Annotated in this window: 20 protein-coding genes; 3 read left to right on the top strand and 17 right to left on the bottom strand. The window is 42.7% G+C overall.

Annotated elements, in window-relative coordinates:
* Positions 1-220: 220 nt before the first annotated feature.
* The 12 genes from I2483_RS10505 to I2483_RS10450 form a co-directional block, all read right to left on the bottom strand.
* Positions 221-1,111 carry a glycine betaine ABC transporter substrate-binding protein gene (locus tag I2483_RS10505; RefSeq protein ID WP_207175726.1) on the bottom strand — a complete coding sequence of 297 codons (891 nt, stop codon included), beginning with the start codon at positions 1,109-1,111 and terminating at the stop codon, positions 221-223.
* 14 nt (positions 1,112-1,125) lie between these two features.
* Positions 1,126-1,764, bottom strand: coding sequence for an ABC transporter permease (locus tag I2483_RS10500; protein ID WP_207175797.1), 639 nt, complete (start codon positions 1,762-1,764; stop codon positions 1,126-1,128).
* A complete protein-coding gene (locus I2483_RS10495; protein ID WP_207175724.1) occupies positions 1,761-2,729 on the bottom strand; it encodes an ABC transporter ATP-binding protein in 969 nt (322 codons plus the stop codon). The genes I2483_RS10500 and I2483_RS10495 overlap by 4 nt, the downstream gene beginning before the upstream one ends.
* A complete protein-coding gene (locus I2483_RS10490; protein ID WP_207175722.1) occupies positions 2,726-3,400 on the bottom strand; it encodes a uracil-DNA glycosylase in 675 nt (224 codons plus the stop codon). The genes I2483_RS10495 and I2483_RS10490 overlap by 4 nt, the downstream gene beginning before the upstream one ends.
* A gap of 140 nt (positions 3,401-3,540) precedes the next feature.
* Positions 3,541-3,807, bottom strand: coding sequence for a DUF6054 family protein (locus I2483_RS10485; RefSeq protein WP_207175719.1), 267 nt, complete (start codon positions 3,805-3,807; stop codon positions 3,541-3,543).
* 107 nt (positions 3,808-3,914) lie between these two features.
* Positions 3,915-5,120 carry an MFS transporter gene (locus tag I2483_RS10480; RefSeq protein WP_207175718.1) on the bottom strand — a complete coding sequence of 402 codons (1,206 nt, stop codon included), beginning with the start codon at positions 5,118-5,120 and terminating at the stop codon, positions 3,915-3,917.
* 90 nt (positions 5,121-5,210) lie between these two features.
* Positions 5,211-6,020, bottom strand: a complete 810-nt coding sequence (gene zupT / locus I2483_RS10475; protein ID WP_186672320.1) for a zinc transporter ZupT — start codon at positions 6,018-6,020, stop codon at positions 5,211-5,213.
* A 118-nt stretch (positions 6,021-6,138) separates the two neighbouring features.
* A complete protein-coding gene (locus I2483_RS10470) occupies positions 6,139-7,110 on the bottom strand; it encodes a siderophore ABC transporter substrate-binding protein (RefSeq protein WP_207175716.1) in 972 nt (323 codons plus the stop codon).
* A gap of 88 nt (positions 7,111-7,198) precedes the next feature.
* Positions 7,199-7,960, bottom strand: coding sequence for an iron ABC transporter ATP-binding protein (locus I2483_RS10465; RefSeq protein WP_207175715.1), 762 nt, complete (start codon positions 7,958-7,960; stop codon positions 7,199-7,201).
* Entirely contained in the window at positions 7,957-8,907 is a 951-nt protein-coding gene (locus I2483_RS10460; protein ID WP_207175714.1) for an iron chelate uptake ABC transporter family permease subunit, read from the bottom strand. Before I2483_RS10460 ends, I2483_RS10465 begins: the two co-directional genes overlap by 4 nt.
* The gene (locus I2483_RS10455) at positions 8,900-9,850 is read right to left on the bottom strand and encodes an ABC transporter permease (protein ID WP_207175713.1); all 951 of its coding nucleotides are present in this window, start codon (positions 9,848-9,850) and stop codon (positions 8,900-8,902) included. Before I2483_RS10455 ends, I2483_RS10460 begins: the two co-directional genes overlap by 8 nt.
* A gap of 181 nt (positions 9,851-10,031) precedes the next feature.
* Positions 10,032-10,910: a DUF6612 family protein gene (locus tag I2483_RS10450; protein WP_207175712.1), complete on the bottom strand. Its 879-nt coding sequence runs from the start codon at positions 10,908-10,910 to the stop codon at positions 10,032-10,034.
* A gap of 222 nt (positions 10,911-11,132) precedes the next feature.
* On the opposite strand from I2483_RS10450, the gene I2483_RS10445 reads away from it, so the two are divergent.
* Positions 11,133-12,851, top strand: a complete 1,719-nt coding sequence (locus tag I2483_RS10445) for an ABC transporter ATP-binding protein (protein ID WP_186672330.1) — start codon at positions 11,133-11,135, stop codon at positions 12,849-12,851.
* A gap of 236 nt (positions 12,852-13,087) precedes the next feature.
* Here the strand turns inward: I2483_RS10445 and hflX are convergent, their stop codons facing one another.
* The 4 genes from hflX to I2483_RS10425 all read right to left on the bottom strand — a co-directional run bounded on the left by hflX (position 13,088) and on the right by I2483_RS10425 (position 18,574).
* The gene (gene hflX, locus I2483_RS10440) at positions 13,088-14,359 is read right to left on the bottom strand and encodes a GTPase HflX (RefSeq protein WP_207175711.1); all 1,272 of its coding nucleotides are present in this window, start codon (positions 14,357-14,359) and stop codon (positions 13,088-13,090) included.
* A 98-nt stretch (positions 14,360-14,457) separates the two neighbouring features.
* The gene (locus I2483_RS10435; RefSeq protein WP_207175710.1) at positions 14,458-15,153 is read right to left on the bottom strand and encodes a VOC family protein; all 696 of its coding nucleotides are present in this window, start codon (positions 15,151-15,153) and stop codon (positions 14,458-14,460) included.
* A gap of 71 nt (positions 15,154-15,224) precedes the next feature.
* Positions 15,225-16,709 (bottom strand): sodium/proline symporter PutP, encoded by a 1,485-nt coding sequence (gene putP / locus I2483_RS10430; RefSeq protein WP_207175708.1) that lies wholly within the window; start codon positions 16,707-16,709, stop codon positions 15,225-15,227.
* A gap of 230 nt (positions 16,710-16,939) precedes the next feature.
* Positions 16,940-18,574, bottom strand: coding sequence for an AMP-binding protein (locus I2483_RS10425; RefSeq protein ID WP_207175706.1), 1,635 nt, complete (start codon positions 18,572-18,574; stop codon positions 16,940-16,942).
* Between the two features lie 277 nt (positions 18,575-18,851).
* Between I2483_RS10425 and nfsA the strand changes: the two genes are divergently transcribed.
* Positions 18,852-19,583: an oxygen-insensitive NADPH nitroreductase gene (gene nfsA, locus I2483_RS10420; RefSeq protein WP_186672341.1), complete on the top strand. Its 732-nt coding sequence runs from the start codon at positions 18,852-18,854 to the stop codon at positions 19,581-19,583.
* Between the two features lie 11 nt (positions 19,584-19,594).
* Complete coding sequence (locus I2483_RS10415; RefSeq protein WP_207175704.1) at positions 19,595-20,761, top strand: class I SAM-dependent methyltransferase; 1,167 nt, start codon at positions 19,595-19,597, stop codon at positions 20,759-20,761.
* A gap of 78 nt (positions 20,762-20,839) precedes the next feature.
* Here I2483_RS10415 and I2483_RS10410 read toward each other — a convergent pair whose 3' ends face one another.
* Positions 20,840-21,496 carry a Dph6-related ATP pyrophosphatase gene (locus I2483_RS10410; RefSeq protein WP_207175702.1) on the bottom strand — a complete coding sequence of 219 codons (657 nt, stop codon included), beginning with the start codon at positions 21,494-21,496 and terminating at the stop codon, positions 20,840-20,842.
* Positions 21,497-21,578 lie beyond the last annotated feature (82 nt).

The raw sequence follows: 21,578 nt of genomic DNA, 5'->3' as shown, positions 1-21,578 counted from the left end.
CCTCGAGTCGCTTCAGTCATTAAGTTAAAGGCAAAGAAGGCCTTTATCTTAATGCCCTCCAGCGCTTTTCGGGTCTACCAAGGCGCTTGCGCTTTTCTTATTGTCCAGCTTCAGCGCCTAGCCCCTCGAGTCGCTTCAGTCATTAAGGTAAAGGCAAAGAACGCCTTTATCTTAATGCCTTCCAGCGCTTTTCGGGTCTACCAAGGCGCTTGCGCTTTTCTTATTTCTTGATTAATCCTTTTTCAATTAGGAAGTCCTTTGCAACATCTTCCGGTTTTTCTTTATCCAAATCGACGCGGGCATTCATTTTTAACATATCTTCTTCAGTGATTTTCCCTGCTAAACTGTTTAGTACTTTTTCAAGGTTGGGGAATTGCTTCAATGTTTCCTGACGGACAACTGGGGCTGCGTCATATTTCGGGAAAAAGCCCAAATCATCTTCCGTTGTTGCAAGATCGAACATCTGAATGCGGCTGTCCGTCGTGAACGCTGGAATAACATCAACATCCCCATTTTTCACTGCTTCATACATAACGTTCGGATCCAGGCTCTTTGTATCTTTAAATGTAAATGGATAAGAACTTACCATATCATCGAAACCGTCACCTTTCCGTTCATAGAAAGCATGTGGTGCGCCGAAAACCATATCTTCAGCTGCTGAAATCGCAGCCAAGTCGGAATAAGTGGATGCTTTGTATTCTTTATCCTTTGTGAAGGCCAGTGTATAACCGTTTTCAAAACCAAGCGGCTCAAGCCATGTGACTTCGAATTTATCTTCGTACCCTTTTTTCACACGGTCGAATACGCTTTCAGAACTCTCCCCCGCTTTCGATTCTTCCTTCAGGACGTCTTTCAAACCCGTCCCTGTATATTCCACGTAAAGATCGATGTCGCCTTTTTCAAGTGCTGGCGTCATGATTGCCACTTCACCTAGGCCATCTTTGTATTTCACTTTATAATCCGTTTCCGCTTCAATGTATTGACCCAAAATATGTGGCAGTATAAATTGCTCTGTCCACGGTTTTCCGCTAATAACAATTTCCTCTTTACCGCCGCATGCACCAAGTAGCAATGTCAACGAAAGCAACATAATTCCCAATCCTTTTTTCATCTTTTTTCCCCCTATCAATGTTGGACTCCTTTTGGTGTTACCTTCTTCTCTACCCATTTCAGGATAAAGTCAAAAGCGATGGCGAGTAATGCGACTGGCAGCGCCCCTGCAAGAACAAGCGCATTGTTATACGATTGTAACCCCCTGTAAATCACATCTCCCAGTCCACCTGCGCCGACGAACGTTGCAAGCGTAGCAATACCGACCGTCAGCACAGTAGCTGTCCGGATACCTGCCATGATGACAGGCAATGCAATCGGAAACTCGATTTTCTTCAAGATTTGGTTCGGGGTCATCCCCATTCCACGTCCGGCTTCGACAATCGCTTCATCGACACCTGTAAGACCTGCATATGTATTCCGTATGATTGGCAACAGCGCGTAAATAATAAGTGCAATCAGTGCGGTCTTTGAGCCAATTCCGATGAGCGGTACAAGAAAACCAAACAACGCAAGACTTGGTATCGTCTGTAAAATCGCTGCTACACCGATGATTGGCTCTGCAAAACGACGATGACGAGCAACCAGCATTCCAGCCGGTAAGGCAATGAGTATCCCTATGGCTAGTGCAACAAATGACAGGAAAATATGTTGAAGAAAAGCTTCTATAATCATGTCTGAACGACTGGTCAGCGTCTCGATAAAGTTCTTCATGACTTCACCCATTTTCCGTTATCCATTGAAGCTTGCAAGAGTGAATGATGACCAATATAACCAATCACAACTCCATCTTCCGCTATGGCAAGACGATTAGTAGGATAGGCATTCAGAACAGTAATTGCGTCATCGACTGTCAGCATCGAAGCTACTTCCCTTACTTCACCTGTCCATGTTTCATCAAAGAATTTGGCGAACTCTTTAATAGGCCTCTGACCGAAATTACGCTGCCTGTCTATCCGCTCAATTCCGATGAAGTCACGAACAAAATCGTTCGCTTGTTTTTCAATTAATTCAGCGGGTGAGGATATCTGCTCAATTTGGCCGTCCCGCATAATAACAATTACATCTGCAATGTCGAGCGCTTCGTCCATATCATGTGTTACAAATACAATTGTCTTTTTGATTTTCTTCTGTAACTTCTTCAATTCTTTCTGGAGCTGTTCTCGGCTGATAGGATCGAGTGCCGAAAAGGGCTCATCCATTAAAATAATGTTCGGGTCACTCGCAAGCGCTCGGCTAACACCGACACGCTGTTGTTGACCGCCTGATAGTTCAAAAGGATAACGTTTCTTAAATACAGCTGGATTGAGATCCACCATATCAAGTAGTTCATCGACACGTAGGGCAATTTTCTCTTTATCCCATTTTAGTAATTCAGGAACAAGTGCAATATTATCTTCAATTGTCATATGAGGAATGAGACCAATCCGTTGGATGACATAGCCGATTGAACGGCGTAGCTCCACTTCATCTCGTTCAGAAATTGGTAGCTCATCGATATAGACGGCACCTTCTGTCGGCACTTCCAGCCGATTAATCATCCGCATAAGCGTCGTTTTTCCACAGCCAGAAGGGCCAATAATGGCCGTTAACTTATGTGTAGGGATTGTTAAAGATACATTCTTCAATGCTTCCGTTCCATCCGTAAAACGTTTTGTTACATTCTCAAAGCGGATCATAGAACTCCTCCTTCTGTATTTCTTCTATCTGCTTCTCGTAATATGCGACCGATTTCCAACCAATCTGCATCTAGCGAAGGGCGATGCGATGGCCTGTAAAAGATAGATGCTGGATGAAATGTCGGCACAATCTTGTACAACTTTTTTGTCCAGTTAAATGTGGTATCTTCTAGCTCATTTAAATAGTGAATGGGTCGCTCCAACAGCTGACCGTGCAGTTCGGTTACTTTTGCCTCTTTGCCAAGTAACCGCTGCAATCCGACGTTACCAAGTGTGACGATGAGTTTCGGCTCAATGTTCGCTAATTCATAATCGAGCACTGGCGCATGTGCCAAAATTTCTTTAATTGTCGGTGGTCGGTTATATTTGCGTTCAGTTGTCGTCCCATCTCGATTATTTTTCGTCCCCCATTTATACGGTCTGCTTCGCACCGCACTTGAAATGTAGACGTCTTCACGTGTTAAACCGATCGTCGCAAGTGATTTCATCAGTTCCTTCCCCGCACGACCGATAAAGGGAATGCCATCAACCAATTCGAATTCACCAGGTGCTTCACCAATTAACATCAGCTTCGGTTTTTTGGGACCTTCTCCGTAAAGGAACCCCTCCACAGGAAAACCCGCTATCCGATCCCTGCCTAGATTCGCAATCGATTCAGGTATCCGGAACATCTGAGCACTCCCCTTCTTATATTTTCATTTTAACAAAATAAGCCTTTCCATCAAAAGGAAAGACTCTAGACTTTATTCTTATTGGCGTATTGTGTTGTTTATTTTTGGCCGGATGTTGTTTATTGGCCCAATCCTTCATTCTACCCCACTATATACGATCCCAATGCTGATTCCACACTGTTTGCAAAATTATTTCCCGCGCCCCAATCAAAGCGCATGAACATCCCCTCTGAACTGCCGGATGCGACCGCATGGACTTTCGTTTGTCCTTCTAAATTATCAATTGTCACAGTAAGAGACGCGCGGTTGCTGGACCGCATATAATACTTTTCCAACACAACGAATGTCTCAATAACATTCATTGCCGCCGCTGGTGAAATAGTTACAGTAAATTCGCGTACTGACATAATCTCATCCCCTTTATCCTTACCTCTTTTACGGATGAAGAGCGGTGGAAGTTTCATCTGGTAAAATAAAAAAGGCCTGCCCTCATTACTAAAGGCAGGCCCATCATTCATTCCAATTCCATTTGTTTTGTTTCTGTACCTAAGAAAACAACCGCTAACACACCGATTATAATTGCGCCGCAGAAGATGCTGAAAACCGTATCGAATCCATAGCCGGCAGCGAGAAGCGAACCAATGAGCAACGGTCCAAATATACCGCCAATACGACCAACCGCTGCCGCCATTCCTGATCCCGTTGCACGAATTGCAGTCGGATATTGTTCTGGTGAATACGCGTACAAAGCTCCCCAAGCACCTAAGTTAAAGAAGGATAACAGTGCACCCGAAATAAGGAGTAATTGAAGTGTTTCCGCGTTACCAAAGAACAACGCACTCGCTGCAGTTCCAAGAAGATACGTAGCAAGGACGAATTTCCGTCCTGCCCTTTCTATTAACCAAGCAGCCGTAAAATAGCCTGGCAATTGGGCGAACGTCATAATGAGTACGTATTCAAAGCTTTTGATCAAACTAAAACCTTTTAACACCATGACACTTGGCAACCATAGGAACATGCCATAGTACGAAAATACCACTGTGAACCAGACAATCCAAAGCATAAGTGTTCGTCGCGCATACTTTTTCGACCAGAGTGTTTTAATTTTTTCTATTGCTGACTGTTTAGGTTTTCCATCCAACTCAAACTTCGGTGAATCCGGTAATCTGCGTCGAAGGTAGATGGCATAAAATGCCGGCAACGCCGTAATAATTAATGCAAGTCTCCAGCCATAGTTTGGAATAACAAAGTAAGCGATTAAGGCTGCAAGCAGCCAACCTGCCGCCCAAAAGCTTTCAAGAAGAACGACAACCCGTCCCCGTTCATGCGCCGCAACACTTTCAGATACCAATGTCGACGCGACTGGCAGCTCGCCGCCAAGCCCTGCTCCGACAAAAAAGCGAAGGATTAGAAAAGCAGTAAGCGTCATCGTCAGCGCAGACAAACCGCTAGCCACAGAGAACAAGACAAGCGTCATCATAAATACGTTTTTCCTACCAATTTTATCCGCAAGCATTCCAAACCCTAATGCGCCGACTGCCATCCCAATCGAGTTGACACTACCTATCCAGCCCATCTGAGAAGGCGTCAACTGCCATTCTACTGCAAGTGCCGCGATAACGAATGACAGTATTCCGACGTCCATTGCATCGAACATCCAGCCCGTTCCTGCTAGCCCTAATAATTTATTTCTAGAAATTTCCTGTTTCGGTTTTTTCATAATTTGTCTACCCCTTGTAGTGTAGTGTGTAACTGGGTGTCTTTACACCTGTCAGTATACCTCACATATCAAATACACACAAAGGTTTTTTTACGCGACAAGCACGAGACTGACAGCCATGAAGACCATTCCAGCCATAAAACCGTAGACCGACAAATGTGCCTCACCGTATTCCCGAGCTGCCGGAAGTAATTCATCGATTGAAATGAACACCATAATGCCTGCAACAGCAGCAAAAATTACTCCGAACATAATGCCGTTCAAATAGGGCATTAAAATAAGATAAGCCACGATCGCGCCAACCGGCTCTGCCAATCCAGAAAGAAACGACAACTTGAATGCTTGCTTGCGATTACCCGTCGCAAAATAGATTGGTACAGCGACAGCTATCCCTTCTGGAATGTTATGTATTGCAACAGCGATAGCAATAGCGATTCCAAGTGTAGGGTCTTGTAATGCCGAAGTAAATGTTGCAATTCCCTCTGGAAAGTTGTGAATGGCAATAGCGAGGGCCGTAAACATGCCCATTTTTTTCAGCTTGGCATATTCAGCATCCGTCGGACCTGCATTCACGTGTTCGACACTCTTCACTTCATGCGGATTCCCAATCGCTGGTATCAGTCGATCGATAATTGCAATGAGCAGCATTCCGCCAAAAAAGCCAGCGATTGTCGCCCAATAACCATTGGTAAGGCCAAGGTCCAAAACAAGTGCATCTTTTGCTTTTACAAATATTTCGACCAGTGACACGTAGATCATAACGCCCGCTGAAAACCCAAGGGCCATCGAGAGGAACTTTGTATTCGTCCTTTTTGTAAAAAATGCAAGTAAGCTACCGATTCCCGTTGCTAGTCCCGCAAAAACAGTAAGGGCGAATGCAAACAGTACATTTCCATCCATGCATACATCTTCTTTCTATTTCTAGGTTAGCACTATTGTATGCTACGAGTTTACCTAACTTAACATCTAATCAAAAAAGAACCGATTCACTTTTCAGTGGACCGGCTCTACTTTTAGTTTACAATCCTGCTTCTACTTCTTTAATCATTTCTTTCATCGAGATAAGCCCGCCACCTGACAGGTACCAGTACTCAGCATTCAAGTAAACGATTTTATCATTCTTATAAGCATTTGTTTTCATTACTAACTCATTTTCAATCGAATCTTTTGCACTAGCGTCGCCGCCCACTGCTGCATCACGGTCTACGACGAAGAGAACATCTGGATTCGTTTCAAGGACATATTCAAATGTAATGTTTTGACCGTGTGTAGATACTTCAATTTTTTCATCCGCCGCTTTAAAACCGAATACATCATGGATCAGGCCAAAACGTGAACTTGGTCCGTAAGCACTTACTTTTCCTTCACTTCCAAGGAGAATCAATGCTTTTGAATCGTAACTTCCTGTTTTTTCTTTGATTGCAGCAATTTGCTCATCAACTTTAGCAAGCTCAGCTGTCATTTCAGTTTCTTTACCAAATATTTCTGCAATCAGTTCCATGTTATGTTTGAATGATTTCATGTAATCTGCTGTATCAATACCAACATAGACAGTTGGCGCAATTTCACTAAGTTCTTTAAATAATGGTGCTTGACGTCCAGAGATAAAGATAACATCTGGTTTTAGTGCATGAATCGCTTCAAAATCCGGCTCTTTCAAACTTCCAAGGTTCGCATACTTTTCATCCTTATATTTTGAAAGGTAAGATGGAACGTTCGATTGTGGAAGTCCTGCTACTTCAACTCCAAGTGCATCCAGTGTATCAAGAGTACCGAAGTCGAAAACGACAACTTTCTCAGGGTTTTTCTTAACTACTGCTTCACCATATTCGTGCTTGATGGTAATTGTTTCTTCTTTTCCAACTTCTACTGTTTCAGCCTCTTTATTGTCGCCAGTTGTTTTCTCTGAAGGTTTTTCTTCTTTCGTTCCGCAAGCTACTAGTAAAGCCATTAACGCAAACATCATCAATGTAATTGCAATTTTCTTCATCATAACCATCCTTTTTGTTGTAATATTTTTGTGTGATCTTTTTACTTAGGTCGCTGTCTAGACACCGGGTGCCCTTCGCTATTCTTAATTAAGAGTCGAAGTACACGCAAATGCGACAATTCGCCATTTGTTTAATCGGAATGTCCATATCATAGATTTCTTTTAATGCATCGGACGTGATAATTTCATCGGTAGGGCCATCTTTGACAACACGGCCTTCTTTCAGAGCAACAATTCTATCTGAATAAACAGAAGCAAAGTTAATATCGTGCAAAACGATGACAACGGTTTTACCGAGATCGTCAACTAGCCTTCTTAATATTTTCATGATCTGAACAGAATGCTTCATATCTAAGTTATTAAGTGGCTCATCCAATAGGATATAATCCGTGTCCTGGGCAATAACCATTGCGATGAATGCACGTTGACGTTGGCCACCCGATAATTCATCCAGGTAATCGTGCTGCATCCCCATTAAATCCATATACTCCATCGCCTGGTCGATAATTCCTACATCTTCTGCAGTCAATCTCCCTCTTGAATGTGGGAAACGGCCGAATGAGACAAGTTCACGGATTGTCAAACGAACGTTCATAAAGTTCGATTGTTTCAAAATCGAAACCCGTTTTGAAAACTCATTCGATTTCATTTGTTTAACATTGTCTTTATCGACAAGCACTTCACCCGTATCTGCATCTAACAGACGACTAACCATTGAAAGTAGCGTCGATTTACCCGCACCATTTGGCCCGATGAAAGATGTGATCTTACCACGGTGAATATTCACATTGACCTTTTCAACGACCACTTTTTTACCATAAAACTTCGATAGTTCACGGACTTGGATCATGTAGATCGACTCTCCTTTAATAGTAGGTAGATGAAGTAGACACCGCCGATAAAGTTGATAATGACACTGAGCGTCGTTGAAAACGTAAATACCCGTTCGACGACCCATTGTCCTCCAACAAGAGCAATGATACTCATAATGGATGCACCCGCAATAAGGACAGTGTGTTTATATGTTTTGAAAAACTGATAGGACAAATTCGCGACAATCAGGCCGAAAAATGTTATTGGCCCGACAAGTGCAGTCGAGACTGCGATTAGTACAGCTGATAGTATAAGCATTGTCTTGACGACTTTATCGTAGGATACACCCAAGTTAATGGCCGCGTCCCTACCAAGCGACAGCACATCGAGTTCGTTGAAGTATTTCCATCCGATAAAGAAACTGGCAATAACGATTCCCAGTGCCCACCAGACAAGTTCCCCGCTAACGTTGTTGAAGCTTGCATACATTTTATCTTGCACACGCATGAATTCATTGGGATCAATGAGTACTTGCAGGAATGTAGAGATACTCCCGAAAAATGTTCCAACGATAATTCCCACAAGCAACAGGAAGTAAATTGGCTGTTTGCCTCCCCGGAATAAAAACCGGTATAGGATAAGCGCGAATACAACCATTGTAGAGACAGATAATATGAAGTTCACATGTTTATTGACGATTGTTACATGCCCTGAACCGAGTATAAAAATGAGGCTGGTCTGTAACAACATATAGAGTGAATCCAACCCCATAATACTCGGTGTCAAAATCCGGTTATGTGTAATCGTCTGGAAGATCACTGTCGAATAGGCAATTGCGACGCCCGTAATGGCCATTGCCAATACTTTGATACCGCGGCGTGGTAACGCATAATCGTAACTTCCGTTTAAACCTTGGAAAAGATACAGAACACAGAAGAAAGCCGCCAATACAGTAAGAATAATGAGTTTCGTAGAGTTACGCATAGGCCTTCCTCCTAAACAATAAGTAAAGGAATATTCCACTGCCGATAACGCCTACCATCAAGCTAATTGAAATCTCGTACGGATAGATAAGCACCCTGCCTAAAATATCGCAAATAAGCAGGAATATCGCACCGAGCAGTGCTGTATGGGGCAATGTCTTCTGTAAATGATCCCCTTTATAAATAGAAACGATATTCGGAATGATTAATCCAAGGAAGGGAATCATTCCGACCGTCAAGACGACGGTGGTGGTAATAAGCGCAACAAGGACAAGTCCGATATTGACGATTTGCCTATAAGCAAGCCCAAGGTTTTTAGAGAAATCCTCACCCATTCCCGCAACCGTAAAACGATTTGCATACAAATAGGTGACAATCAGCACGGGAATACTTATGTATAGAAGTTCATAACGTCCTTTCATAATCATCGAAAAATCACCTTGCAACCACGCCGACATATTTTGAATGACATTCGCTTTGTAAGCGAAAAACGTCGTAATAGATGACAAAATATTACCGAACATTAATCCGACGAGTGGAATGAAGATCGCATCCTTGAATTTTATACGGTCAAGGATTTGCATAAACAGTAGCGTGCCGGCAAGCGCAAATACAAATGCGACAATCATTTTTTCAATCGTAGATGCGTTTGTGAAAAACAGCATCGAGACAAGAATCCCAAGCCTTGTCGCATCCAAAGTTCCTGCTGTTGTTGGAGAAACAAATTTATTCCGACTCAGCTGCTGCATAATTAGTCCTGCGATACTCATCCCCGCTCCTGCAAGGAGAATGGCAACAAGTCGCGGAACACGACTGATTAAGAAAATCTCGGTTTCTTCCGACTTAAAGTCAAGCAGAGCCATTGGCGTGATATTGCTCACTCCTACAAATAACGATAGGAATGATAGACTGACGAGTGCGATGAGTAAGTAACGTATCTTCATAGTAAGCCTCGATATCGATTATTTGAGACTAATTGAGAATCATCAAATGAAAACGATTATCAGTTAGGCGCAAATCCAATTATAGCATGTTGGAAGCTTGTGTCAATCAATAACTGAAAATCATTATCAATGAGAATGTGCAAAAAAAAAGACACCGAATGGTTATCCGATGTCCATTAATTCACTGAGCCATTGTTTCATTGATGTCTATTGCATTATCGATTACTTCTTGCGGTACTTTAATAGTCTTAATTTCATTAATTTTGCTTATATCAGCTTTTACCTTCTGGTCGATATGCATTTCTTCGCCTTCGACTTTCATCGTCATATCCATTTTCATATTAAATGCATTCGTGTAGAACGTCTTTTTATCAATAAAAATTTCGTACTCGAGTGATTTTACTTCCAAGTTTTCCAATACTTCCGCCTGCTGTTCGTCCACTTCTAAACCTGCGGGCATATTATCAGCTGCTACTTTCTTGAACAACTCGCTAAATTTATCCCCTGACGCGGAAAGCGTCAAGATATACTCATCATCCGTCTGCTCAAACTTAAAGTCTTCCGCAAACTCTTTAAACATATTCATATCGAGTGAAGGATTCGCACCGCCAGCCATTTGGCCGACCATTACCTCGTACATGTCGTTCGGTAATTTAATCCATCCCTCTAACTCAGGGTTACTCATGTAGAAGCCCGCTTCCGTCATATACATTTCCATGTCCATTTTGCCTTGCTCGCCCATATCCATGTTCATCTTCTGATACATTGATAGTGGTTCCATGACCATATCCATGTCCATCGTTATTTTGCTGTCAATTTCGAGCTCCTGGCTTGGCACTTTAATGAGCTGATCGATATCCATTGTTGCGTGCATACTCTTTTGCTCTTTAGAAACGTCCATTGATTTCTCATATACTTCTTGCGCTGTCATTTTACTTTTGTTATTAATCTCTTCTTTCTTGCCTGTATCGGAATCTGTTTTCGTCTCCGCCGTCATACTGCAAGCACTAAGTCCAAGGACGAGAATTCCAGCCGCAATACCTTTTATCCAGCTTTTCAATTCAACCGCTTCCTTCCAATTATTAATTTTATTCACATCTACTCATACGTCGAGAAATCCAAATAGTTCCACTAATTTTATGAATTGAATACTAATACTCACTTTATCAATCAAAACTATAGAACTACACAATCGACATTTCGGTTTCTGAATTTAATTATCGTCTTCTACCTTCATATCCGCTATACTAGCAACTATCAGATCAAAAGGAGATAAAACCAAATGCTTAAGCAATTCTTTTCGTATTATAAACCGCATAGACGGCTATTCATTATCGACTTTTCAAGCGCCATTTTCGTAGCTTTGCTCGACCTTGCATTCCCTGTCGCGGTTCAATGGTTCATCGACGATTTACTACCCATGGGGAATTGGGGACAAATCACATCAATAAGTATAATTTTGTTGCTCATTTATTTACTGAGTACATTCCTTCAATATATCGTCAGTTATCTTGGTCACAAACTCGGCATCAATATTGAAACCGATATGCGCCAGCAGCTGTTCAATCATGTACAGAAACAATCATTCCGATTTTTTGACAACACCAAAACCGGTCATATTATGAGCCGGATTACCAATGATCTTTTTGACATCGGGGAACTTGCCCATCATGGCCCAGAGGACATTTTCATCGCAGTCATGACGCTTATTGGCGCGTTCGCCATCATGTACAGCATCAACCCTGAACTTGCACTAATCGCAATTATTATGGTACCGTTTCTCATTATTCTTGTTACCATCTGTAACATCAAAATGAATGCAGCATGGCAAAACATGTACGGTAAAATCGCTGACGTCAATGCACGGGTAGAAGATTCCGTATCAGGTTCACGCGTCGTCAAATCATTCACGAACGAAGATTTCGAAATGGCCCGCTTCCGTATAGACAATGGCAATTTCAGAACGGCCAAACTTGTCGCCTATAAAGTGATGGCGTGGACCCATTCGAGTATGTATATGATGACCCGGCTTGTCACACTTATCGTGCTTGTTGTTGGAGCGTGGTTTACACTCAACAACAAATTATCGAGTGGTGAACTTGTGGCATTTGTACTATTTGTCAATGTGCTCATCAAACCTGTTGATAAAATCAGTGCCCTATTGGAACTGTATCCGAAAGGAATGGCGGGATTCCGTAGGTTCCGTGAATTAATTGAACAAGAGCCTGAAATAAAAGACCGTCCAGACGCAGTGGCTGTTGCCCATTTGAACGGAGATATTGTTTTCGATGATGTCCACTTCCACTATGACGACAATAAAGTGGTACTAGAAGGAATTAATTTGAACATCCGTGCAGGCCAAACAGTCGCATTTGTCGGTCCATCAGGTGCGGGAAAAACAACGATTTGTTCACTGATTCCGCGGTTTTACGATGTCACCGGAGGTACGATTTCTATTGACGGCATTGATATCCGCAATCTAACGCAGCACTCCTTGCGATCGCAAATCGGTATCGTCCAACAAGACGTCTTTTTATTCACGGGTACCATAAGAGAAAACATTGGCTACGGTAAATTGGATGCTACTGATAAAGAGATCATTGAAGCGGCGAAAAAAGCGCATCTTGAAGACTTCATCGCTGCACTTCCTTATGGGTATGATACGCAAATTGGAGAACGTGGTTTGAAATTGTCAGGCGGTCAGAAACAGCGTCTCGCTATTGCCCGCATGTTCTTGAAAAACCCGCCCATTCTTATTTTAGATGAAGCAACATCTGCCCTCGATACAGAAACAGAACGCATTATTCAGCAGTCGCTCGCTGAACTTGCTGAAAATCGTACAACCCTTGTTATCGCGCATCGATTGGCGACAATACGCGATGCCGATCGTGTTATTGTTGTCACAGAAAACGGGATTGCAGAAGATGGCAAGTACGATGAACTTGTGAAGAAAGGCGGAATTTTTGCCCGACTGCATAACAATCAATTTCAAGAGGTTTAACTTTTGAATAAGCGGGCATACTAGAACTATTCCACCCCCTTTCTCTTAGATAGAAAAAACAGCATTACATGACCTCCCTAGTCATGTAGTGCTGTTTTTTTGTTTTAAGAATAGTGTCTAGCTCCAGCGCCTAGTCCCTCGAGTCGCTTCAGTCCTTATAGATAAAGGCAAAATGCGCTTTTATCTATAAGGCCCTCCAGCGCTTTTCGGGTCTACCAAGGCGCCTTCCGCTTTTCTTAGTGGCTTACGATAAACTCTTCTACCTTGGCCCGCTCTGAAATATCCATTTCCACGGTCATCAGCGTTCCATCTTCTTCGTACTCCGTACTTTTGACGTTCGCTTTGTCATTCAAATAGGACACGATATCACCACGGTCGAATGGAATAAGTAGCTTGCATGTACTATATTGTTCAAAAATCTTTTTCTTGATCAACTCAATAAGTTCATCGAGTCCTTTTCCTTCACGTGCAGAAATCCACACGCTGTCATCGTTCACTACAGGATAGGGTATGTCCGCAAGATCCGCTTTATTGTAAATATTAAGCGTTGCCACATTCTCTACTCCTACAGCCTGCAATGTTTCATTTGTTACTTCCATCATATAGCCGTGTTCCGAATTCGACACATCCACTACATGTAAAAGGAGATCCGCGTCACGCGCTTCTTCCAATGTTGAACGGAATGCTTTTACAAGATGGTGTGGTAGTTTCGACACAAAACCAACCGTATCCGTCAAGATGAATTCTTTGTTATCCTCGAGTTTCACTTTTCGGATTGACGTATCGAGTGTCGCGAACAACATATCCTCTTCGAATACTTGCTTCGCATTGTCTACGTCCATCTTCAACAGCAATTTATTCATTATCGTCGACTTGCCCGCATTCGTATAGCCGACAATCGACACAACAGGGATACCGCTCTTTTTACGTTGCTTACGCTGAGTTTCACGTTGATCCTTCACATGATCAAGGTCACGCCCAAGTTTGGAAATCTGGTCTTCGATTTTCCGACGATCGAGTTCCAGTTTTGTTTCACCGGCCCCTTTATTTTGGACACCGCCGCCTGCGCCCCCGCCCTGTCTGCCGAGAGATGCACGTAAACCGACAAGTCTAGGAAGCATGTATTGTAGCTGAGCAAGTTCAACTTGCATCCGCGATTCGCTTGTTCTCGCACGCCGTACAAAAATATCAAGAATGAGCATTGTCCGGTCAATTACTTTACAGTCCAATTCCCTCTCCAAGTTACGAATTTGAGACGGCGACAATTCATCATTGAAAATGACGAGGTTCGCATCCAATTCTTCATAAAATAACTTAATTTCTTCCATTTTACCTTTTCCAACATAAGTAGATGGGTTGCGTTTTTCCATGTTTTGCGTCACTTCTCCGACGACTTCAACCTCTATTGCTTTAGCTAGGTTTTTCAATTCTTCCATTGCATATTCAAAGTGCTGATCCTTTTGCTCATGGACCCCTACAATTACCGCACGTTCAACTAAAAATTCCATAGAACTACCCCTTCCGGACCGACTATAAGTATATTCAGTCTACCATATCTGGCGAAACTGCATGTCACAGGATGAACTGGACGAACACTCCGTAACTGTTAGTCAGTTTGCCCAATGACAACATCCATCAATCTATTTTTGCCGCCGTCATGCTCAACAAATTTCAGCACAACATTCGGCAAGGCGATGTCATCAGTATTGCCAACTTTCTGCGACAGTAAAATCGCCCACTCCGCCGTTACACTTAAAGGATCATCGACACTGAAAACACACTCCGTAATTTCCAACTGTTCATTGTCCGAGTTAAGCGTTCCATCTTTACGTAACTTCTCCAAACGTGTTTCTTCCGTCTCTTCCCACTCTATGAAAAACGGATAAGGTAATTCATTCGACACGGATTGATCGACGAACAACATTTTCCACTTCCGCAATTGGCCATCAGCCGTTCTTCGCTCAGCATCGAGCACACCTGACGTTCGGAATCCTTTATTTTCAACTTCACCATTAAATTTCTCAATATTATCTACTGACAGGCAAATAGTCCCCCAACCACCGCCCCGTTCTAGGTCGTGTAGCAATAACTTTGTCAGCGGATGATCCACTTGTTGCGCAATTTCCATTTTCTCGACTGACAACCATTCAATATAAGCATTTTTCGTATAGAGCAGTGCATTATACGTACCCCATTGTTCATGGCGACCACCGACTACAGCGTGCCGTCCACTCGCTTGTTGTTCCACTACGATTTTCAACGGTTCTTTATTCGTGAAATAGACAACATGATCCAGTTTCATACGATTAACCTCACTCTCATAATTTTAACTAAATGAAAAGCCTGCAGTAGTAGAAACCGCAGGCCTTCAAATTACTTATCTTCGTTAAGAATCTTAAGTGCTGCCGAGAATTCTTTATCAATTTCGGCATTTGGTTTATATGTGATAGTACTAACGACAACTGCAACAATCAGACAAAGGAGGAAACCAGGAACGATTTCATAAAGAGTACCCGATAAAGCATCGACGTTCCCCCAGATCATAACTGTAATTGCTCCAACTATCATTCCCCATAGTGCGCCTTTTGTTGTAAGTTTGCGCCAGTAAAGAGATAGAAGGATAATCGGACCAAATGCAGCACCAAATCCAGCCCATGCAAACGATACGATACTTAAAATGGATTCATTGTTCGGCCAAGCAAGTACCATAGCAATTAGCGAAACGACAAGGACAGCCATTCTTCCTAAAAACACATAATGCTTATCCGTTGCATCTTTCTTCATGAACGTTTTGTACAAGTCTTCGACAAGTGCAGAAGACGATACAATCAGTTGTGAAGAAATTGTACTCATAACAGCAGCAAGAACAGCAGCAAGCATGATTCCCGCGATAAATGGATGGAAGATAATTTGCCCAAGGACAATGAATATGGTTTCATTATCAACAAGCTTTGCACCCGCATTCTGTTGGAAATAAGCAATCCCGACAAGCGCAGTCGCCACCGCACCGAATAAGCTCAAGAACATCCAGCCAATCCCGATACGACGTGCTTTTTTCGCTTCTTTATGCGAACTAAGCGCCATGAAGCGGACGATGATATGCGGCTGACCGAAATAACCCAATCCCCACGCAACCGCTGACAAAACACCAAGGAATGTTGCACCCGATACGAAATTCAGCAGTTGTGGATCAACAGCACGGATGCTTGCCGTAGTTTCTGTAAATCCTCCTGTGATGAAGATACCAACTATCGGCACTAGAAGAAGGGCTAAGAACATGACAACCCCTTGAACAACATCCGTATAACTGACCGCCAAAAACCCTCCGAATAATGTATAGAAAATAACGACAGCCGAAACAATCAATAAACCTGTGTGATAATCCAACCCGAATGAGCTAAGGAAGAACTTACCGCCTGCAACCATTCCTGAAGACACATAAAATGTGAAGAATATCAGAATGATGACACCTGAAGCAATACGCAAGAGACGTGATTTGTCTTTCAGACGGCTTTCCAAGTAACTCGGAATTGTAATCGAATCACTTGACACTTGTGTATAAACACGTAACCGTGGTGCAACAAACACCCAGTTCAAATATGCTCCAACTGTTAAACCGACTGCAATCCATGCTTCAACTAAACCGTTGAGATAGATTGCACCCGGCAATCCCATTAGCAACCAGCCCGACATGTCAGCAGCACCAGCACTGAGAGCGGTTACAGCCGGCCCAAGCGAACGTCCTCCTAACATGTAATCCGTCAGGTTGGATGTGCGTTTGAATGCATACCATCCGATGAAAATCATCGCCGCCATGTATATAATAATTGCAATTAATTGATACCCTTCATTTGACATGATGAATCCTCCTTTTTTAAGATCGTCCTTATCATATCACTTTTTCAATAAATAAAAATCTGTTTTTTAAAATAATCCTTAGTAAATAATGTATACGGAATAGACAGAATATGATACACATATTCTATTCACCCTACATTTCCCAGGAAATAATGTCGATTCGACAGAGAAGTTTTTATTAAACGCGAAAAAAAGTGTATTCCCCCATATTTAGAGGAATACACCTATTTTCACTGGTATGACTTTACTACAGACATTTCCCGTAGTTTGAACTTTTTTATTTTACCCGAAGCAGTCATTGGATATTCTTCTAGAAACTCGATGTACTTTGGAATCTTATGATGTGAAATACTTCCCTTACAAAATTCGCGTACTGATTCTTCATCGAGATGCACGTCTTTTTTCGGAATGATCCACGCCATTAGTTCCTCACCGTATTTCGCATCTGGCACGCCCACAACTTGTACGTCTGCGATTTTTGGGTGCGTATACAGGAATTCCTCGACCTCCTTTGGGTAAATATTTTCCCCGCCGCGGATGACCATGTCTTTGATGCGTCCCGTAATATCAATGTAGCCATCTGCATCCATCACTGCTATGTCGCCCGTATGGAGCCAACCATCTTCATCAATTGCTTCACGTGTCGCTTCCGCATTGTTGTAATACCCTTTCATTATGTTATAACCGCGCGTGCAAAGTTCCCCTGGCACACCAACAGGTAATTCTTCACCCGTTACAGGGTCAATAATTTTAACTTCAACGTTTGGATGCGGCTTGCCAACTGTTGACACGCGTTTTTCGATTGGATCATCTGTCTTCGTCTGCGTAATGACAGGGGATGCTTCTGTCTGGCCATAACAGATCGTAATTTCACTTGCTCCCATATCTTCAATAACACGTTTCATCACTTCAATCGGACAGACAGAACCTGCCATAATACCGGTGCGAAGTGTAGATGTATCATATTTCTTGAAATCTGGGTGGTTCAACTCAGCGATGAACATCGTTGGCACTCCATGAAGTGCTGTACATTTCTCATCCTGAACCGCTTGAAGAACGCGCAATGGATCGAACTGTTCAAGTAAAATCATTGCCGAAGCATGTGTAACCGCCGCAAGTGTACCAAGTACGCAACCGAAACAGTGGAAAAATGGAACTGGAATGCAGACGCGGTCCTGCTCTGTCAGTTTCATATAATCCCCAATTTGCTTACCGTTATTGACGACGTTATTATGTGTTAGCATGACCCCTTTAGGGAAGCCAGTCGTGCCGGAAGTATATTGAATATTAATGACATCATCGGGATCAAGCGATTTAAATTGTTCCTCCAACTGCTCATTCGTTACCTTATCAGCTTGCGCCATGAACTCCGACCATTTGTACATGCCTTGTTCTTGCCGTTCCGTCATCAGAATGATCCGTTTGAAATGAGGCAGTTTACCACTTGAGATAGACCCCCTCTCACCCAACGCCAGTTCAGGACAAATCGTACGGATGATATCTATGTAACTCGTTCCTTTAAAGCTTTCATCCAAAATAAGCGTAGTTGCATCAGATTGCTTCATTAGATATTCAAGTTCCGAAGCTTGGTAATTCGTATTTACCGTAACAAGGACTGCCCCCATCTTCCCCGTTGCGTATTGGCTAAGTAGCCATTCCCTTTTATTGTCTGACCAAATAGCAACGTTTTCCCCTTTTTCGATGCCCATGCCAATAAATGCTTTTGCAAGTTCGTCCGTTTCTTCATCAAATTCCTTATACGTTTTCCGAATTCCATGTTCCGGATAGACATACGCCTCCTGCGCGGGATAAAGTCGTGCCTGCTCCCTTACAATCTCCCCCACTGTTTTACGTAATAATGTCATTTCCATTCCCCTTTTCTGAAATAATCATTTACCGATAGGTTATCATAAAATTCTGTCATTTGGAAAATAATATTATATAGGAGTGAATTTATTAGTAGGCCCTAAATTGAGCTCGTTATGTCGTACTCGTGATACGTTGTTTTCTTTTGGGACTCATTTGTCATTGAATTACTTCCATCCAACTCATAACAACATCCCTTTGTTAAGCTTTATAGGTAGTTCACCACTATCCTAGTCTGTTAATCTTAATTCACAACACAAATTTTGGAGGGATCCCATGGTTATCGAATTATTGACTGCACACGCATCCGTGCGGAAATATAAAGACATTGTATTATCGAAAGAAGAAGTACACGAACTTATTCATGCGGGGCAACATGCAGCCACTTCCCATTTTGTACAAGCTTACTCCGTCATCTATGTTACGGATATTGAAAAACGGAAGAAACTAGCTGAGCTCACTAAAAACCCACGACAGATTTTATCGGCAGGTGCCGTCTTAGTATTTTGTGCGGACTATTGCAGATTGAAAAAGGCAGCAAATTTAGTGGGGAAAGATATTGATTTCTCCTCAGCCGAAAATCTCCTTGTCGGCTCAATTGACGTTGCTCTATTCGCCCAAAACGTTGCCATTGCAGCTGAATCAAAAGGCTTTGGCATCTGCTATATCGGAGGTGTCCGAAATGCACCAGAGGAAATAAGCAAATTACTATCGCTTCCTAAAGGCGTTGTTCCGATGTTCGCTATGACAATCGGTGTTCCTGATGAAGCGAATGAAGTAAAGCCACGCTTGCCAGTTGATGCAATTATTCACGAAAACGGTTATGATGCTGGTAAATACGATGAAATCATCCCGGCATATGATGAAACAATGAACGACTATTATTTAAGCCGTGGCTCAAACCGCAAAGACGCCGCCTGGTCCGATTCCATGGCAGACTTTTTGGGAGCTCCAAAACGGACACATATGAAAGACTTTTTGAAGAAGCAAGGATTTGAGTTTAACTAGGAGCGATGAAAATGCAATTTGAGGAATTAGTGGATGAACTGACACTCCGGATGACGGATGGGTCGTTTATCGGCGGGACAATCAGTCAATCCCGTACAAAAACAGATGAATTGAAACGAGTAAAATGTAAACCTGTGGAAATAAAAGGACAGTTGCACATTCAATTTGAGTATCAGTACGAACGGGTGTTGAACCATGAAAACGTCACACCTGATGCATTGCGACCGTATTTGCAGCAACTGCTTGAGCGTTTCAGACAACTACATGCCGAATTTTCGGATGAAAAAATTCAGGTTCAGCTGACGAAAAAGTTTAAAGTCATGTGGAAATCGGAAAAAGTGGCATCAGAAAAAATCGTTACCCTTTCACACAACCGCAAGAAAAATTATTTACTGGATGAAAATACGGCCTATCCATTTTTAGTCCGACTTGGTGTCCAAACGCCCGACGGCAAAGTGAAAAAGCAAAAGCACGACAAATTTAGGCAAATTAACCGGTTCGTCGAATTCATCGACGATTCGCTCGCCCACTTACCGAAAGATCGAACTGTGCGTATTCTTGATTTTGGTTCCGGTAAATCCTATTTAACGTTTGCGCTCTATCACTACTTACGTATCGAAAAAGGACTAGATATTAAAGTAACCGGGCTTGATTTGAAAAAAGAAGTGATTGAGGAATGCAGCACCATTGCGAAAGATCTTGGTTACGATAATCTAGAATTTCTTGTAGGTGATATTAATGACTATAATGACGAAACGTCAGTCGACATGGTCGTCACATTACATGCATGCGATGTTGCAACGGATATGGCGCTTGCTCGTGCGGTTAAATGGGGGGCGAAAGTCATTTTGAGCGTTCCTTGTTGCCAGCACGAACTGTTCTCGCAAGTCAATTCCCCCGCGCTTGACGTTATGCTTCAACACGGACTTATCAAAGAGCGGTTCTCAGCACTCGCTACTGATTCTATTCGTGCGGAGTTATTGTCACTTGTCGGTTATGAAGCACAACTGCTAGAGTTTATCGACATGGAGCATACGCCGAAAAACATTTTGATTCGGGCTTATAAAACCGGTCGGCAGGCTTCAGCTGATGAAGTAACGCGTTACACTGACTTCAGGAAGTTGTTGAATGCTGATCCGTTTTTGGAGAAAGAGCTGGGAGATTTATTGACTATTTGACTATAGCCATCCATGTTGCTAGATGCATATGTGGATGGCTTTTTCAATTCTATACGACACGACTATCTTCATTTCTTACTATTCCAACGTTACATCCAAAAACACATAGCCATCTCGTTCATGCTGCCCTGAAAAAACAACCGGGACACGCTCGCTAAAAATCGGTCCGTCTACAACAACTGTGTGAAATTCCCCAGATTCTCCGCACGAATCAATTCCAAGCGTATCGAGTTCATCCATTAGTTCTATAGTGAATTTACGTCCTATGAATTGTGCCGGCATCATTTTTGTATTGACGACAACGATGTACGCCTCGAATCCTGCTTCAATAAATTCTTCTAATATCTTGCGACGCTGCTCCATCCATAATGGATGTACTGCTTCCATGTCGACTTTTGCACATGTTTTTTGAACCCATTCCAAATGGTCCTCAAGATCGATATCCCCGAAAACTCCGTGGCTGATGCCAGATTCAACACATTCCTTCATCGCGTCTAAAAACCGCTCTTCATACCCTTTCCAGCCAGCTCCCCGTATCATCAAAGGGACGCCAATCCTCTTTGCCTGAGCTTCCACGACTTCAAAAGGCAGCGCGTGTGATTTTGACCGTTCTTCATCCTCTTCAAACATCGTCAATATCCGTTTCGGAATGCCACCCGCTTTCATTGCGCGGTAATAAGCCATGGCAGAATCTTTCCCGCCGCTCCATGATGCAACAAATGATATACCCTCCATCTTGTTCGCCCCCAACTTCATTTACTTCGACATTACTTTACCATAGTCTTACAATACAGTTCCAAAATGTTCAATCCACTTT

It is taken from the genome of Sporosarcina sp. E16_3 (assembly GCF_017347125.1).
Lineage (GTDB): Bacteria > Bacillota > Bacilli > Bacillales_A > Planococcaceae > Sporosarcina.
Note: the sequence above shows the minus strand (reverse complement) of the source record. Positions and strands in the feature narration are given on the sequence as shown.